The following is a 16748-nucleotide window of genomic DNA, read 5'->3' as shown; positions in this document are numbered from 1 at the left end:
GGGAGGCTGCGGCATGAGTGTTCTGGATTTTCCCCGCGTGCATTTCGGCGGCTGGGCGCGCGTCAACGCGCCAACCGCCAATCGCAACAGTCATGGCGCCATCGACATGGCCAGCAATACCGTTTCGCTGAACGGCGCGCCGGTCGATCCCTCGTTTCCTCCGGAGGCCTTCCAGCAGGCGCTGCATGCGCAGGGGGTGCGTTATGGGCTGGATGGCAAGCCGAATCCGGATGGGCCGTTCAGCTCGGCCATGGGTTACAACGCCGGCGGCAACAACCACTTTTCCTGGGAAGGGGTGACGGTTTCGGCAGTGGAGCTGGCCGACGGCGGCAGGGATGCGTCCGATCCGCTGGTCGGCGCCCGGCTGGCCCTGTGGGGCCATTACAATGAATACCTGCGCACCACTTTCAACCGGGCGCGCTGGGTGGATTGCGATCCCGAACAGCGCGACGCGGTGTCCATCTACGCCGGTCAGTTCGCCATCAGCCCGGCCGGAGCGAGCGCCGAAACGCCGCTGTTGTTCACCGCCGACATCGAGCGCCCGCACGCGGCGCGTTGGACTACCGAGGGGCACATCCACGAGCGCGGCGGCCATTTCCTGGACGATGAAATAGGACTGGCGCGCTTGTTCCAGTTCTCCATCGGCAAAAACGAGCCGCACTTCCTGTTTCACGCCGATGCGGCGCGTTCGTCGGCTTTGGCGCGCTTGCAGGCCGCGCTGGCGGATGAGGATGTGCTCGGCCTGACGGTGCAATACGTGCTGTTCAATATGTCCACGCCGCCGCAGCCAAATTCGGCGGTGTTCCATCAGTTGTCAGGCGCGATCGGCCTGTGGCGGCGCGACGAGCTGGCCAGCTATCCGGCTGGGAGAGTATTGCGGCCGCAGGGCAAGGGTTTGGGGCCGCTCGCTTTGCGGGTGGGCGAGGGCCGGGTGTCGTTCAATATGGCGGCGGCCCTGCCGTTCGCCACGCGAAGCCCGGCCCCCATGCCGGACGCGCCGGGACATGCCCTGGGCGGCAAGCTGCCGCTGGGTGATCTGGAGCTGCAGGATGAGAACGGCAAGCTGGTCGCCCGGATACCGCAAACCCTGTATCTGGATTATGCCGGCAACCAGGGCATTTTCGATCGGCCGCTGCTCGCCCGCCCTGAGGGGGCGCTGAAACTGGTCGGCGCCTTGGCGCAATGGCGCGAGCAGGAATGGGTCAGCCAGACCGATGCCGACAATCTGTACTTGGAAGCGCCAGACCGCCGGCAAGGGCTGAGTTTTCCGCGGCGGGTGTCGATTCGCAGCTTTTATCGGGGCGAACGGCGGCCCAGGCCATCCTTGTCTCACCGGCTGCGGGGCCAGGGCTTGGTCGGCATCGAGGCGCGGACGCGCGACGGCGACATCGAGTGGCTGATTGCCGGCAAAACGCCGGGGCCGGGCCGGATCGAGCTGGATGACGGGATGGAATGCCTGCGTTTCAGGGTGCTGCCGGACGATTGGGCATTGGACGCGGCCACGGCGGAGCAGGTGGATTACGCTTTCCTGTACCGCCACGTGATGATGTATTACGAGCTGATCTACCCCTTCATGTCGGACAAGGTGTTCAGCCTGGCCGACCGCTGCAAGTGCGAAACCTATGCGCGGCTGATGTGGCAGATGTGCGATCCGCAAAACCGCGACAAGAGCTACTACATGCCCAGCACGCGCGAGCTGTCCGCGCCCAAGGCCAGGCTGTTTCTCAAGTATCTGGAGCATGTGGAGGGCGGGGCCAAGCGTTTGCAAACCCGGCAGGCCGAGCCGCGGGCCATCGCCGACAAGGCCGGTTTGATCGCCGCCTTGGAAACGGCGGTGGATCTGGAGCTGTCGGTAATGTTGCAGTACCTCTATGCCGCCTATTCCATCCCCAATTTCGCGCAAGGCGAGCAGCGGGCGGAGGCGGGCGAATGGACGCCGGAGCAGCTGGCCCTGGCTTGCGGCAGCGGTGATAGGCGGCGCGACGGCGGCATCCGCGCGGCGCTGCTGGAAATCGCCCATGAGGAGATGATCCACTATCTGGTGGTGAACAATGTGCTGATGGCCTTGGGCGAACCTTTCCGCCCCGGCGTGGCGCGGATGGGAGAGGAGGCCCGGCTGGCCTTCGGGCTGGACACCGAGTTTGCCTGCGAGCCGTTTTCCGAGGCGGCGCTGTCGCGCTTCATCCGGCTGGAGTGGCCGGGCTTTCTGCCTTCTCCCGGCCGCAATATCGCCGATTTCTATGCCGGCATCCGCCAGGCGCTGCAGACGTTGCCGGAGCTGTTCGAGGACGCGGCGGGCAAGCTGGGCGGCGAGCATCATCTTTTCCTCAGCGAACTGGTCAATCGCGCCCACCCCGCCTATCAGCTGGAGGTGTCCGATCGCGACAGCGCGCTGTTCGGCATCGCCTTCGTCACCGATCAGGGCGAGGGCGGCTCGCTGGATTCTCCGCATTACCCGCATTCTCACTTCCAGCGCCTGCGCGATTTGTCTTCCCGTTTGGCGGCGCAGCCCCAGCCTTTCGAGCCGGGACTGCCCGCGCTGAAAAACCCGGCTTTGGAAGCCGGCGCAGGCCTCAGCCGGGTAGAGGACGGCGAGGCCAGGGCCTTGATGCGGCTGTATCTGGGCGTTTACGAGTTGATGGCGGCGATGATGGCGCAGCATTTCGCTGTCAAGCCTTTGGCCAGTCTGCGGCGCTCCCGCTTGATGAACGGCGCCATCGATTTGATGACCGGATTGCTGAGGCCTGTGTCCTGCGCCTTGATGAACATGCCGTCGGGAGAGGCGGGGCGCACTGCCGGGCCGCCCTTGCCTGGCGCGGCGCGGCCCAGAAGCTATGAGGACTACAGCCTGGGCTGCGCCGCGCTGGCCAAGCGCTGCCAGGCCCTGGCCAAGGAAGCGGATGGCCTGGCGGAAACGACGTTGCCGGCCGCGCCGCGGGAGCTGCTGCACTTTTATCACAAGCATCTGCTGGATCTGGCAAGCGGAAAACTAACAAGAGAAGCGTGAGAGAGGCGTAAACATGCAAAAGGCGATCATAGTCGGAGGCGGGCTCGCGGGCGGGCTGACCGCCATCTATCTGGCCAAGCGCGGCTACGAAGTCCATGTGGTGGAAAAGCGCGGCGACCCGCTGCGGGATCTGTCCCATTACGTGGACTTGGTGAGCTCGCGGGCGATAGGCGTCAGCATGACGGTGCGGGGCATCAAGGCGGTATTGGCCGCCGGCATTCCGCGGGAGGAGCTGGACTTGTGCGGCGAGCCCATCGTCGGCATGGCCTTTTCCGTCGGCGGCAAGTACCGGGTGCGCGAGTTGAAGCCGCTGGAGGATTTCCGCCCCTTGTCGCTCAACCGCGCGGCGTTTCAGCAACTGCTGAATAAATACGCGCTGCTGGCGGGCGTGCGTTACCACTTCGAACATAAATGCCTGGAGGTGGATCTGGAGGGCAAGTCGGTGCTGGCGCAGTCCGCCGACGGCGAACTCAAGCGCTTGCATGGCGACTTCATCATCGGCGCGGACGGCGCGCACTCGGCGGTGCGCCAGGCGATGCAAAGCGGCACCCGGCGCTTTTTCTTCGAACAAAGCTTCTTCCGCCACGGCTACAAGACGCTGGTGCTGCCGGACGCGGCCGCCTTGGGCTACCGCAAGGATCTGCTCTACTTTTTCGGCATGGATTCCAAGGGCTTGTTCGCCGGCCGCGCCGCCACCATTCCGGATGGCAGCGTCAGCATCGCCGTCTGCCTGCCTTACAGCGGCGAAATCAGTTTGAGCACGCAGGATGAGGCCGTCATGCGCGGCTTCTTCGCCCGCTATTTCGGCGCCTTGTCCGAGAGCGTGCGGGCGGAAATGCTGCGCCAGTTCCTGGAGAAACCGAGCAACGATCTGATCAATGTCCGCTGCAGCGCTTTCCACTACAAGGGCAATGTGGCGTTGCTGGGCGATTCGGCCCACGCCACCGCGCCCTTCCTGGGGCAAGGCATGAATATGGCGCTGGAAGACGCCCAAACTCTGGTGGGCATGCTGGATCGGTTCAAGGGCGATCAGGAGAAGGCCTTCGCGGCCTTCACCGCGGAGCGCAAGGTGCAGGCCGATGCGATGCAGGACATGGCGCGCGCCAATTACGACGTGCTCAGCTGCTCCAATCCCATTTTCTTCATGCGGGCGCGCTACACCCGCTACATGCACCGCCGCTTCCCGGAATTCTATCCGCCGGATATGGCGGAAAAGCTGTACTTCACCTCGGAGCCGTATGACCGGCTGCAAACCATCCAGAGAAAGCAAAACGTCTGGTACAAGATAGGAAGGGTCAACTGATGAAAGTCCTGGTAATCGGCGCCGGTCCGGCCGGCTTGGTGTTTTCCAGCCAGCTCAAGCAAGCGAAACCACAATGGCATATCGACATCGTCGAGAAAAACGACCGCGAAGAAGTGACTGGCTGGGGGGTGGTGCTGCCGGGCAAACCGGGCCAGCATCCGGCCAACCCGCTGTCTTATCTGGATGCGCCGGAGAAGCTGCGCCCGCAGTTCCTGGAAGAGTTCAAACTGGTCCACCACAACGAACCGTTCCTGATGAGCACCGGGGTGCTGCTGTGCGGCGTTGAGCGGCGCGGCCTGGTGCAGGCCCTGCGCGCCAAGTGCGTGTCGCAAGGCATAGACATCCGCTACGAATCGCCGCTGCTGACCGGCGAGGAGCTGCCGGTGGCCGATTACGACCTGATCGTGCTGTCCAACGGCGTGAACCACAAGGTATCCTATTTTGAAGAGGCGCTGGCGCCGCAAGTGGAATACGGCAGCAATAAATACATCTGGTACGGCACCAGCCAGCGCTTCAACCAGATGAACCTGGTATTCCGCACCCACGGCAAAGACATTTTCGTCGCCCACGCCTACAAGTATTCGGACGAGATGAGCACCTTCGTGGTGGAGTGCAGCGAGGAAACCTACCGCCGCGCCCGTCTGGACGAAATGAGCGAGCGGCAATCGGCCGACTACATCGCCGAAGTGTTCCGCCACGAGCTGGACGGCCACCGTCTGGAGGGACAGCCGGGCCTGGGGTGGCGCAACTTCATGACGCTGAGCCACGACAAGACCTATCACGGCAAGCTGGCGCTGATCGGCGACGCGCTGCAGTCCGGCCACTTCTCCATCGGCCACGGCACCACCATGGCGGTGGTGGTGGCGCAGTTGCTGGTCAAGGCGCTGTGTTCGGAGGCGAACGTAGGGGCCGCGCTGGCCAGCTTCGACGCCCGCGCCATGCCGCTGGTGGAGCTGTTCCGCGCCCACGCCAACAACAGCCGGCAGTGGTTCGAAACCGTGGATGAGCGCATGCACCTGAGCAGCCAGGAATTCGCCCAGAGCTTCGACGCCCGCCGCAAGTCGCTGCCCTCCATGCCAGAGGCGCTGGCGCGCGATTTGCGCTACGCCCTGGAACGCTGAGAGGGCCCCGCCATGCGCAATCAGGAGCCGCCGCTGCTGCCGGAGCGCTGGAGCGGCGCTTATGTGTCCTATTGGTCGCCTATGCAGGAGGATGACCAGCTCACCTCCGGTTTTTGCTGGTTCGATTACGGGCGCAACATCTGCCGAATAGACGGCCTGTTCAACCCCTGGTCGGAGGAAAAGACCGGCTATCGGCTGTGGATGTCGGAAATCGGCGATGCCGCCCGCGGCCGCACATTCAAGCGCAAAGTGGCTTACGCCAGGGAGCGCGAAGCGGATGGCGTGCGCCTGCACGACGCGTTGCTGGACGACGAGCTGGGCCCGTTCGCCGAGCTGTTTCTGCCCAGGGACTTGTTGACGCGCCATGAGACTGAGGCCGTCGAGCCTGCCGTGGTGTTGGGCGTGGAGGCCGAAGGCTGGCGATGCGCGCGGCCGGGCAAGGGGCCGATTACCCTGTATTTCCAGGCCGGCACCGACCGTTTGCTGCGCATGGTGACCGAGAGCGAGCGGGGGCGCGTGTCGGTGCGCGACTTCCCCAATCTGCAAACGGGCCCGATCGGCGAGGAGGTGTTCCAGTTGGGCGGATGAAGATGGGGCCTGGCGGATTCGGGCAACCGCGCGAAGCCCGCTGGAAAACCTGTTTTGCGTCGGATGGAGCGCGCCGCGGCCGGATATGGCCGTGGCGCGTTTTTCATGGCGGACGGTCTGGAGCGGCCAGAATGCGGCGAGGCATTTCATTCACAAATGTGAATAGGCCATTTGACCTTGTTAAGCACCTTTCGAAAGCGCGAAGGCTGTCCGATAGTGAGATTGGGCGGAGCGGTTTCGCCGTGTCCGTCGGCGGATGCGCCGCCAAGCGCGCACGGGTTTCAGCACTTTCTCCAGTTCATGCTGTGGGGGCGGCCGGGCAGGCCGGACAGAAATCATGATAGATACTTCGGAAGCCAGAATACGCTTGCGTTTGGGCGGACCGTTTTCTTCTACATGGTGGGCGCTGATCATCCTGGCGGCCTTGTTGCTCGGTCTGGGCGGCGTGCTGCTGTTGAATGAAATCCATACTTCGCGCTGGCAGTCATGGTTTTTCGGACGCGCGGCCAGGCAGGCCAGTTACGAAGTCAAGCCGGGCCATAGCCCGGACATCCGCTTCCCCGCGCCTGGCGGTCCATACGATATCCGGATGGGCTACGCCGGATTGCCAGGCTATCTCAAACGCTTGCAGGACCGCGGCTACCTGATCAGCGGCCAGGCGCGGCAATCTTCCGGCATGGTGCAACTGGCCGACAGCGGCGTGACCGGGCCGGTCGCGCCGCTGGGCCTGTTCCTGCCGTATCACGAGAAAGACCAGGCCGGCTTGCAGGTGTATGACGGCTATGGCCGCTCCATCTACCAGTCGCAATATCCGCAACGCGTCTACAAGGATTTCGACGCCTTGCCGCCCTTGCTGGTGACCGGCTTGCTCTACATCGAAAACCACACCCTGCTTGACGACGGCAATCCGCAGCAGAATCCGGCGGTGGAGTGGTCGCGCTTCGGCAAGGCCTTGGCGGACGAGGCCGCGCACCTGTTCCGGCCGGGCTACCATTCGGCCGGCGCCAGCACCTTGGCGACCCAGATCGAGAAATTCCGCCATTCCCCGGGCGGCCGCACCGGCTCGCCCAAAGAAAAACTGAAGCAGATGCTGTCGGCTTCGGTGCGCGCCTATCAAGGCGGCGACGACACCACGCTGGCGCGGCGGCAACTGGTAGTGGCCTACCTCAATACCGTGCCCTTGGCCGCGCGCGCCGGCTTTGGCGAGGTGTCCGGCATCGGCGACGGCATGTGGGCCTGGTATGGACGCTCTTTCGACGAGGTGAACAAAACCTTGTCCAGCGGCTCGCTGTTGTCGGTGAGCGAGCAGGCGACGGTGTTCAAGGAGGCGTTGAGCTTGATGATTTCCCAGCGCAGCCCGTCGTTTTATCTCAACGGCGACATGAAGGTACTGGAGAATCTGACCGACTCCTATCTGCGGCTGATGGCCAAGGACAGAATGATTTCGAATGAGATGCGCGACGCGGCCTTGAATGTGTCGCTGAAGCAGCAGAAGGACAAGGTCAAATTGCAGACCCTGGCGCCGATAGAGCGCAAGGGCGCCAACGCGGTGCGGGTGAAGCTGTCAGCCTTGCTGGGCGTGCCGCGGATGTATGATCTGGACCATATCGACCTGACTGTGGGCAGCACCCTCGATTCCGGCCTGCAGCAATCGGTGACGGCGGAATTGATGAAGCTGCGCGATCCGGATTTCGCCCAGACCGCCGGTTTGAACGACAAATATCTGTTGCAGCAGGGCTCGCCCAGTGGCGTGACCTATAGCTTCACGCTGATCGAACGCACGCCCAACGGCAATAAGGTGAGGGTGCAGGCGGACAACTTCGATCAACCCTTCGATATCAACGAGGGCACCAAGCTGGACCTGGGCTCCACGTCCAAGCTGCGCACGCTGGTGACCTATCTGCAAGTGATCGCCGATCTGCACAAGCAATACGCCGGCGTCAGCGCGGAGGATCTGAAGAAGATCAAGACCTCAGAGCACGAATCCATCCTGCGGCGCTGGGCCATCGACTATCTCAAGCAGACCCAGGACCGCAGCCTGCCGGCCATGCTGGAGGCTTCGCTGGAGCGAAAATACAGCGCCAGTCCGGGCGAGAGCTTTTTCACCGGCGGCGGCCGCCATACCTTTGAAAATTTCGACAAGAACGACAACGGCCGCATTCTCACCGTGCGCGAGGCGACGCAGCGTTCCGTCAACCTGGTCTATATCCGGGTGATGCGCGATGTGGCGCGCTATTACATGTATCCGGCCGATTACGACGCCAAGGCGCTGGGCGATGGCCGCGATCCGCGCCGCACCGAGTATCTGCGCCGCTTCGCCGACCGCGAGGGACGCACCTTCCTGGCCGGCTTCTATCGCAAATACCATGGCAAAAAAACCGAGGAATGGGATGGCCTGCTGATCGAGAAGGCGCGCCGCAGCGCCAAGCGGCTGGCGGTGATCTATCGCAGCGTCCATCCGGAAGGCAATGAGGAGCAGATGGCGGCCTTCATCCGCGCCAATCTGCTGGTCCCGTCCAAACTCGAGCCCAAATCCGTCACCAAGCTTTACACCGAACTGGGCGTGGATCGCTTCAATCTGGCGGATCGCGGCTATCTGGCCGGCGTCCACCCCTTGGAGCTATGGATGGTGGCCTATTTGCATCAGCATCCGAAGGCGGACTGGTCCGAGCTGGTTCAGGCCAGCGAGGACGAGCGCCAGGAAGTGTATCAGTGGCTGTTCAACAGCAAGCGCAAAGGCGGGCAGGACAGCCGCATCCGCCAGATGCAAGAGCTGGACGCCTTCCGCCAGATCCACCTGCAGTGGAAGAAGATGGGCTATCCCTTCGACTCGCTGGTGCCGTCTTACGCCACCGCGCTGGGCGCGTCGGCGGACCGGCCGGCCGCGTTGGCGGAGCTGATGGGCATACTGTCCAACGGCGGCGTGCGTTTGCCCATGGTGTACATCGACAAGATGCAGTTCGCTGCGGGAACGCCGTTTGAAACCTCGCTGAAAGAAGCGCCGGCCATCGGCGTGCGGGTGCTGCCGCCGGAAATTCCGCAACTGGTGCGCCAAGTGCTGTCCGAAGTGGTGGACAAAGGCACGGCGCGGCGCGTCTCCGGCGCTTTCGACCAGAAGGGCGAGCACACGCTGATCGGCGGCAAGACCGGCACCGGCGACAACCGCTTCAAAACCTTTTCCCGAGGCGGCGGCTTGACCTCGGAGCGGGTGGTCAGCCGTTCCGGCGCCTTCGTGTTCTATATCGGCGATCATTACTTCGGCACCATCGTCGCGTATGTCGCCGGCGAGCAGGCCGCCAACTACAAGTTCACCAGCGCCTTGCCGGTGCAAATCCTCAAAGTGCTGGCTCCCACGCTGCTGCCGCGGCTGGATTTGCGGCCGCGTCCGGTGGATGGCCAGGTGGCGGAAGATGGAACCCAGCTTAAGGGATTCGGCGTTCTGGGCGAGCAGCCTTTGTGCACGGTGCCGGGCTGGGGAGGCTTGTGCGAGTACACCCGTCCGCCCGACAACTTGTCCTTGCCCGCCGACGGAGAGGTCGCCGACGAGAAAGGCTAAGCTGCTAAGTAGTTTCGCAAGTCCTGCTTGCCGCCCGCTTGGGCGGCAATTTTTTTGCGGACGATGGGTTACGCCAGAAAGTTTATTTCTCAATCCCACGATACCCGGCAGCTTTCTCAAGCCGTGAGCGGCGCGTTCCCATTGCAAGCCATTGATTTATTTCTACTTAAGTATTTCGCCGCAGTTCCAAGCCGATTTCATTGTTCTAGTCTTTAAAATCAATCGGTCTACTTGATTGATATTGTTGAAAATGACCGAGGCTTCGTTCGCATTGGCGGTCATGCGGTGGCCGGCATCATTTCAGGAGAGTCGCAATGAGCGTGTTGAAAGTTGGCTTGGTGGGCATAGGCGCCCAGATGCAGGAAAACCTGTTGCCGGCGCTGCTGCAAATGCCGGATATCCGTATCGCCGCCGCGTGCGACAGCAATCAGGCCAGCGCGGGCCGCATCCATCGCTTCCTGTCGGACTTGCCGGTATTCGACAAAGCGGCGGCCATGCTGGATGCGGTGCCGTTGGACGCCATCGTGCTGGCTTGTCCGCCGCAGGTGCACTTCAATGCGGCCATGCTGGCCATGGCGCGCGGCGTCAACGTTTTCGTCGAGAAGCCGCCTTGCGTCAATCTGGGCGAGCTGCAGACGCTGATCGCGGCTTGCCATCGCGCGCAGGTGGTGTCCGGCGTCGGCATGAACTTCAAGTTCGCCCGGCCGGTGCGGCAGCTGCATGAGATGACCGAGTGCGAAGAATTCGGCCAGACCCTGCATATCCAGCTCAACCACTATGCCAGCAAGCCGCGCGCGCCCTTGTGGGGCTTGAGTTCCACCTTGCGTTCCTTCTTGCTGGCTCAGGCCATCCATACCATCGATCTCGCCGTCACCTTCGGCAAGGGCGAGTTGACGCAGATCGGTTCCAATGTGCAGCGCCACGGCGACGCGATGATAGTCAAGGCTGAGCTGGAATTCTCATCCGGCGCCAGCGCCAGCCTGCTGGCCGGCACCACCTTCCCGTATTTCGAGTTCGACATGAAGCTGGTCAGCTCCGGCTCCATCCTGGTGGAACTGGACAATTTGTGGAACATCACCCTGCATGAGCCGGAACATGGCACGCGCCCCACCGGCACCGCCAAGCGCTGGCGCGGCGCCTGGCAGCCGGGACCTTTGGACTCAGGCTATGAGCGCAGCGGCTATTTCGGCGAATTGCATCAATTCTTCGAAGCCATCCGCCACGGTGAGCGCTTCGAGGCCGACTTCGCCAGCCTGCTGCCCACTTACCGGGTCATCGAGGCCATCTGTGCTGCCGATGAGCAAGGTGGCAAACAGGGCAGAAGCCTGCTGCCTGCCGTCGATTTCGAAACATTGTCCGCGTGAATGTTTGGGGAGCCGTGATCATGACCGATATTGCAATCGCCGCGCCATCCGCTTTGAGAACCATCAGCGATAAATACCGCGCCTCCGGGCCGAACGATCTGGCGCAACTGCAGCGCGCGCTGAGTGGGCCGCTGTCCGGCTTCAGCCCCATGGTGGCGGAGTACGAGGACGCTCTGGCCGAGTGGTTCGACGCGCGCGCCGCGGTGGCGGTGTCGTCCGGCGGGGCGGCGCTCAGTGCGGCGTTGTTCGCCGCCGGGGTGGAGCGGGGCGACGATGTGCTGCTGACGCCCAGCTGCCCGCTGTGCACCGTGTTTCCCATCATCGAGGCCGGCGCCAATCCTATCTTCGTCGATACCCGGCCGCATGGCTTCGGCGCCGATCCGGCATCGATCGCCGAGCGTCTGACCGCGCGCAGCCGCGCCATCATCGATATCCCGATGTGGGGCTATCCCACCGAGGTGGACGAGTTGCGCGGCTTCGCCGATGCGTCCGGGCTGCGGTTGATTCTGGACCTGGCGCATTCGCACGGCAGCACGCTGCGAGGCCAGCCCTTGTCCCGCTATGGCCATCTCTCCTGCTTCAGCACCCATGAGCGCAAGCCGCTGGCCACCGGCGAGGGCGGTTTCATCCTCAGCGACAACGAGGAGCTGGCCAGGCGTTGCCGCAGCTATATCGATTTCGGCCATCTGACCGGCCGCGATTTCGGCCTCAATTACAAGCTGTCGGCCCTGGCCGCCGCCCTGGGCTTGAGCAGGCTGCCGCGGCTGGCCGATCAAATCACCCAGCGCCGCGCCAACGCGCGCCGGCTGCTCAAGCGGCTCAGCCACCCGCGGGTGAAGGAGAAAACCATCATCGCGGGCGGCGAGCCCAATTATTACTTCCTCAATCTGCAGCTGGATTTCGCCGACAACCGCGCCTTCATCGATTATCTGGATCGCCGCGGCATTCCCTCCGACATCAAGCGCTATGGCTGCAAGGCCCTGTACCGTTTTCCGGCGCTGGCCCCTTATCAACGGCCATGTCCGCAGGCAGAGGCCTTGTTGGCGAGCATGACCACGCTGCCGGCGCATCCGGGCTTGTCCGAGGCGGATCTCGACTATATGGCGGATTGCGTCAATGGCTACGACGGCGACTGAGGGGCCGGCGCGGCCGGAATTGGAAAAACATTTCACCGCCTCGGTTTTTGTTCTCAATCCCGCGCGCGAGGTGCTGCTGCTGCGCCATCGCAAGCTGGGGGTGTGGCTGTATCCGGGCGGGCATGTCGAGCGCGATGAAACGCCCGACCAGGCCGCGCTGCGCGAGCTGCGGGAGGAAACCGGGATAGCGGCCGAGTTGATGGGCGCGCGGGATGCCGGGCTGGCGGACGCCGCCGCCGATGTCACGCCGCTGCATCTGCCTTACCGGGTGCTATGCGAATACATCGCCGATGCGCGCGATCCGCACTATCACCTGGATCTGATCTACCTGGCGCGGACCGCCTCCCGCCGCTGCCCGATGGAACGGGAGGCGGGCGAGGCGGGTTTCTTCAGCCATGATCGACTGGCCGGGCTGGAGATGTTTCCCAGTTTTCGCCGCATGCTGCAGGGTTTGTTCGACGACAGGCAGGCGTGGAGCGCCGTCCTGAATCAAGGAGCGAGATGATGCATACCGAAATCCAGAGCCGGCGCCAGATCGCCGAAACCTGCAATCATGTCAGCCAGCAAGACGTAGCCGAGCTGACGCGGGCGCTGCAAGGCGGCTTGTCCGGCACGGCCGACATCGTCGGCGAATACGAGGCCGAGCTCAAAAAGGTTTACGACGCCCGCCATGCCATCGCGGTCTCGTCCGGCGCGGCCGCGGTGCTGGCGGCTTTGGCCAGCCTGCCGCATCAGCCGGGCGACGAGGTGATCGTGGCGCCGACCTGCCCGACCTGCACGGTCTACCCCATTTTATCGTTGGGATTGACCCCGGTGTTTTGCGACGTCGCGCCGAACGGGTTCGGGCTGGATCCGGATGATTTGCGCCATTGCCTCAGCCCGCGCACCTGCGCGGTGATCGAGGTGCCGATGTGGGGCTACCCGGTCGATGTCGAACAAACCGCCGCCATTCTGGAGGGCAGGGCGATTCCGCTGGTGCTGGACTTGGCGCTCAGCCATCTGACTCGCTTGCGCGGACGTTTCCTGGGGCAGTATGGCGATGTCCGCTGCTTCAGCACCCAGGATTGCAAGTTCATGTCCACCGGCGAGGGCGGCTTCGTGCTGACCGACGACGAGTCCTTGGCCGAGCGGGTGCGCGCCTATACCCGTTTCGGCAACCTGGCCGGCGAGACGGTGGGACTCAATTTGAAGCTGGGCGCCATGCAGGCCGCCTTGGGCTTGTCCAGGGTGCGGAGGCTGGGCGCGCATCTGGCCAGCCGCTTGGGCAATCGCAGCCGCTTGCTGGCAATGCTGGACAATCCGGCGTTTCGCGAGCTGCCCATTGTGCCGGGCGGCGAGGTGAACGGCTTCGCCTTGCTGCTGCAGGCGCGAGGACATGACGGCCGCCAGCTGGTGCGCTATCAGCAAGAACGCGGCATTCCGTCCGAGGTGGGCAAGTTCGACAGCCGGCCCTTGTACGAACGCGCCCTGCTGGCGCCGTATCGCCGCGATTGTCCCCATGCTTCTAGCCTGCTGCGCTCGCTCACCACCGTGCCTTTGCATCCCGACCTCAGCAGCGAGGAGCTGGATTACATCGCAGAGACGCTTAACCGCTACGTTCCCGAGTCAGCGCAGGAGGCATGATGAGTCCTTCGGCGAGGCATTGGTTTGAGGGCGTGCAACACATCGTCTTCGATTGGAACGGCACTTTGCTGGACGACATCGAGCTGGCGGTGGAAGGCGTGAATCTGTGCTGCCGCCGCTATCGGGCGCCGGCGGTGACGCGGGAGCGTTATCGCCGCGCCTTCGGTTTCCCCATCGCCGACTTTTACGCCGATCTGGGCTTTGATTTCGACGCCGCGCCCTTCGCTGAAATCGTCGAGCTGTATCTTTCCCATTTTGACCGCCACGCGGCGGACTGCGGCCTGCATGAGGGCGTGGTCGAGCTGCTGGAGCAGGCGCGAACGGCGGGCCTGGGCTTGTCGATTCTTTCCGCCTCGCATCAGAAAGCTTTGGATGCGGCCGTGCGCGCTAAAAACGTATCAGGCTATTTTGACCAGATCGTAGGGCTGAAGCACAAAGAGGCGCACGGCAAACTGGAAGAGGCGAGGGCGCTGCAAGCCGGTCTGGGCGTCTCGCCCGACCGCGTGTTGTTCATCGGCGACACGCTGCACGATGCCGAGGTCGCCGCCGCGCTGGGCTGGCGTCCGCTGCTGGTGTCGCATGGGCATCAGGACGAATTGCGTTTGCAAGCCGGCGGCGAGGCGTTGCTTCCCTCGCTGCCGCGGCTGTTTTGAGCAAGTCCGCGGCCGACGGGGCGCTGTGGGGACGGCTTATATCGGGAAAGCTTGCCAGCCATCCGCTAGATGCTTAATCTTTTGGCATTTCAAGCCTCAAGGACGGGCATGTATGGAATTGCAGCTATCTCCTCATGCTTACCAATTCATCAGCGATCTCTCTACACTCACCCTGCCGGTCGGCATGGGTTTTTTTTGCCGCTTCGACGTCAAGGCTTATCAGGATGAAATGTTTTCCTCGCACGGCGTGCTCATGCCGGATGCCCTGGCCCGCGCGGTGCCCAAGCGGCGGGCGGAGTATCTGGCCGGACGTTTCCTGTGCCGGCGGCTGTTAAGCGAGCAAGGCTTGCCCACTCAGGTGGGCAGCGGCCGGAATCGGGAGCCGCTATGGCCGGAAGGCTGGCTAGGGTCGATCAGCCATTGCGGCGATATGGCGGTGGCGGCGTTGGCGCCAGAAGAGCCGGGGGCGTATCTGGGGCTGGACGTGGAGGCCTGGATGTCGCCCAAACAATGCCACGAGCTGGAAAGCTCGCTGGTCCAGCCCGGAGAGCTGGATGCCTTGAGCAGCGACTGGCCGCGCGAGCGCTTGCTGACACTGGCGTTTTCGGCCAAGGAAAGCCTGTTCAAGGCCTTGTATCCCCAGGTGGGAGAATATTTCGGTTTTGAGGCCGCCAGGCTGATCCGCATGGATGCCGGCAAGGGGCTGGGCGGCGCTTTTTCCATCGAACTGCGCCAAAGCCTCGCGCCAAGCTTGCCGGCGGGCATGGTTTTCCATGGCGAGTGGCGCGCGCTGGGCGGCCGCCTGCTGACGGTGCTGGCCTCGGCGGGCGGCTAGCCCTGCTTGGTTTCTCTATCGGCGCGGCGTTTCACGCGCCATTCCGCGACGCCCATGCCGGGCGTCGCTGGTTTCCCGCTTGATAAAGTCAAAGCGCCAGCAGTTGTTTCAACTGCAAGATATGCGCGCGGTAGGCATGCAATCCTTCGGGCGTGGCCTGGATGCTGGTCTGCGGCTTTTTGCCGACGAACTGCTTGGTGATGCGGATATAAGCCGCCTTTTCCAGCGTGTCCAGATGGGTGCCCAGATTGCCGTCGCTGACGCCCAGCAGCGCCTTCAGCTGGCTGAAGCTCAGCGTTTCGCCGTCGGACAGCAGATTGAGAGCCGCCATGATGCGCAGCCGCGTGCTTTGATGAATCACTTCGTCGAATGTGGACATCATAAGCTCCGGTTCAACGCGCGCGGCGCAGCCATTGCCCGCCCAGCATCAGGCCGCCGCCTGCGAGAATGGCCATGGCCGGCTGGAACCAGGGCGTTAGAAAGCAGTAGGCCAGCGCGCTCAGCGTCACGATGGTTGCGCCGAGAACGAACCAACGTTTGCCGAACCATAAGCCCCAAATCATGTACGGGGTCATGAACAGCCAAGTCCACACCAGGCCGGCGGCTTCCTTGTTGGCCAGCAGACTGCTGGCGACAAGGCCGAACACGATCAGCAAGCCGAAAGCATAAATCGCGCGTTTGTCCGACGCTTTGTCTTCATGGCGGCTGGAGATCAGCATCGATGCCGCCAACCCTATGCCATCGCCTATCAGCCAGAACCAATTGGCATGGCCGGGGAAGAAATAATCTCCCAGATAAGCAAATGCCCATACCGCTCCCCAGATTTGCGCCAGCGCGCCATAGCGCCAATAGCCGAGCAGGGCGCGTCCGCGTTGTTCGGTTTGTTCTATTTCCTGCAGCAAGATTTTGGCTTGTTGCGAGCTTGTCATTTTCTTCACCATAGAGTTCTCTGTATCGCAGAGTTTGTTAATCATTTGCCATTTTCGTCACCATGTCAATATCATTTATCGTGCGTGATCATCGAGTTGGAAGACCGGAATGCAAGGGGCGGAGATGGGAAAAGCGGGGCAGGATCAGGTCTTGGCCAAGCTGAGGACCAAGGAAGAAGCACAAGCGGTGCTGGATGCGTCGCCTTTCAACCGGATGTGGGGTTTCGAGGCGCTGTCGGTGATGCCCGGCGAGGTGCATACCCGCTTGCGGGCGCGGCCGGAGTTTTATCGCCCAGGCGAAATCATCCAGGGCGGCTGCATCCTGACCTTGGCCGATGTCAGCGTCTGGCTGGCGGCGATGACCGAGGTCGGCCGCGATGCGCCCATCGTCACGCTGGATATCAAGAACACCTTCCTGAAGCCGGCGAGATCGGACGTGTATTGCCGCGCTTCCATCATCAGCAGCGGGCGCAAGCTGGTGTATGGCGAAGCGGAAATCAGCGATGAGAGCGAACGGGTGATCGCCCATAGCGTGGTGACGTACTTTCGGCTTGAGCGGGAGGATTGAACCAGGCTGCAGAAGTGCGCGCTGCGCAGCGTATCGCGGAAGGAGCGTGCATTTTAAAGCGGCCT

At 63.1% G+C, this 16748-nt stretch carries 14 protein-coding genes; 12 read left to right on the top strand and 2 right to left on the bottom strand.

What is annotated here, in order from left to right:
• The first annotated feature begins 13 nt into the window (after window positions 1-13).
• The 11 genes from vioB to NKT35_RS22615 all read left to right on the top strand — a co-directional run bounded on the left by vioB (window position 14) and on the right by NKT35_RS22615 (window position 15186).
• Window positions 14-3007 carry an iminophenyl-pyruvate dimer synthase VioB gene (gene vioB, locus NKT35_RS22665; RefSeq protein ID WP_254297535.1) on the top strand — a complete coding sequence of 998 codons (2994 nt, stop codon included), beginning with the start codon at window positions 14-16 and terminating at the stop codon, window positions 3005-3007.
• Between the two features lie 13 nt (window positions 3008-3020).
• Window positions 3021-4310 carry an NADP-dependent violacein biosynthesis oxygenase VioC gene (gene vioC, locus NKT35_RS22660; RefSeq protein ID WP_254297534.1) on the top strand — a complete coding sequence of 430 codons (1290 nt, stop codon included), beginning with the start codon at window positions 3021-3023 and terminating at the stop codon, window positions 4308-4310.
• Window positions 4310-5431 (top strand): flavin-dependent violacein biosynthesis monooxygenase VioD, encoded by a 1122-nt coding sequence (gene vioD, locus NKT35_RS22655; RefSeq protein ID WP_254297533.1) that lies wholly within the window; start codon window positions 4310-4312, stop codon window positions 5429-5431. Before vioC ends, vioD begins: the two co-directional genes overlap by 1 nt.
• 12 nt (window positions 5432-5443) lie before the next feature.
• Complete coding sequence (vioE, locus tag NKT35_RS22650) at window positions 5444-6019, top strand: violacein biosynthesis enzyme VioE (protein ID WP_254297532.1); 576 nt, start codon at window positions 5444-5446, stop codon at window positions 6017-6019.
• Window positions 6020-6356: 337 nt separating this feature from the next.
• Complete coding sequence (locus tag NKT35_RS22645; RefSeq protein WP_254297531.1) at window positions 6357-9575, top strand: transglycosylase domain-containing protein; 3219 nt, start codon at window positions 6357-6359, stop codon at window positions 9573-9575.
• A 314-nt stretch (window positions 9576-9889) separates the two neighbouring features.
• A complete protein-coding gene (locus NKT35_RS22640; protein ID WP_254297530.1) occupies window positions 9890-10939 on the top strand; it encodes a Gfo/Idh/MocA family protein in 1050 nt (349 codons plus the stop codon).
• Between the two features lie 20 nt (window positions 10940-10959).
• Entirely contained in the window at window positions 10960-12075 is a 1116-nt protein-coding gene (locus tag NKT35_RS22635) for a DegT/DnrJ/EryC1/StrS family aminotransferase (protein WP_254297529.1), read from the top strand.
• Entirely contained in the window at window positions 12056-12580 is a 525-nt protein-coding gene (locus NKT35_RS22630) for an NUDIX hydrolase (protein ID WP_254297528.1), read from the top strand. Before NKT35_RS22635 ends, NKT35_RS22630 begins: the two co-directional genes overlap by 20 nt.
• Window positions 12577-13698 (top strand): DegT/DnrJ/EryC1/StrS family aminotransferase, encoded by a 1122-nt coding sequence (locus NKT35_RS22625; protein ID WP_254297527.1) that lies wholly within the window; start codon window positions 12577-12579, stop codon window positions 13696-13698. Before NKT35_RS22630 ends, NKT35_RS22625 begins: the two co-directional genes overlap by 4 nt.
• A complete protein-coding gene (locus tag NKT35_RS22620; protein ID WP_254297526.1) occupies window positions 13695-14351 on the top strand; it encodes an HAD family hydrolase in 657 nt (218 codons plus the stop codon). Before NKT35_RS22625 ends, NKT35_RS22620 begins: the two co-directional genes overlap by 4 nt.
• 112 nt (window positions 14352-14463) lie before the next feature.
• Window positions 14464-15186, top strand: a complete 723-nt coding sequence (locus NKT35_RS22615; protein ID WP_254297525.1) for a 4'-phosphopantetheinyl transferase family protein — start codon at window positions 14464-14466, stop codon at window positions 15184-15186.
• Window positions 15187-15274: 88 nt separating this feature from the next.
• On the opposite strand, the gene NKT35_RS22610 is transcribed toward NKT35_RS22615, so the two are convergent.
• Both NKT35_RS22610 and NKT35_RS22605 read right to left on the bottom strand, forming a co-directional pair.
• The gene (locus NKT35_RS22610) at window positions 15275-15565 is read right to left on the bottom strand and encodes a transcriptional regulator (protein WP_505190936.1); all 291 of its coding nucleotides are present in this window, start codon (window positions 15563-15565) and stop codon (window positions 15275-15277) included.
• A gap of 13 nt (window positions 15566-15578) precedes the next feature.
• The gene (locus tag NKT35_RS22605; protein ID WP_254297523.1) at window positions 15579-16115 is read right to left on the bottom strand and encodes a hypothetical protein; all 537 of its coding nucleotides are present in this window, start codon (window positions 16113-16115) and stop codon (window positions 15579-15581) included.
• 151 nt (window positions 16116-16266) lie between these two features.
• Here NKT35_RS22605 and NKT35_RS22600 point away from each other — a divergent pair, with 151 nt between their 5' ends.
• Window positions 16267-16683: a PaaI family thioesterase gene (locus NKT35_RS22600; RefSeq protein ID WP_254297522.1), complete on the top strand. Its 417-nt coding sequence runs from the start codon at window positions 16267-16269 to the stop codon at window positions 16681-16683.
• Window positions 16684-16748 lie beyond the last annotated feature (65 nt).

Origin of the sequence: Chromobacterium sp. IIBBL 290-4, assembly GCF_024207115.1 — a bacterium.
GTDB lineage: Bacteria > Pseudomonadota > Gammaproteobacteria > Burkholderiales > Chromobacteriaceae > Chromobacterium.
Note: the sequence above shows the minus strand (reverse complement) of the source record. Positions and strands in the feature narration are given on the sequence as shown.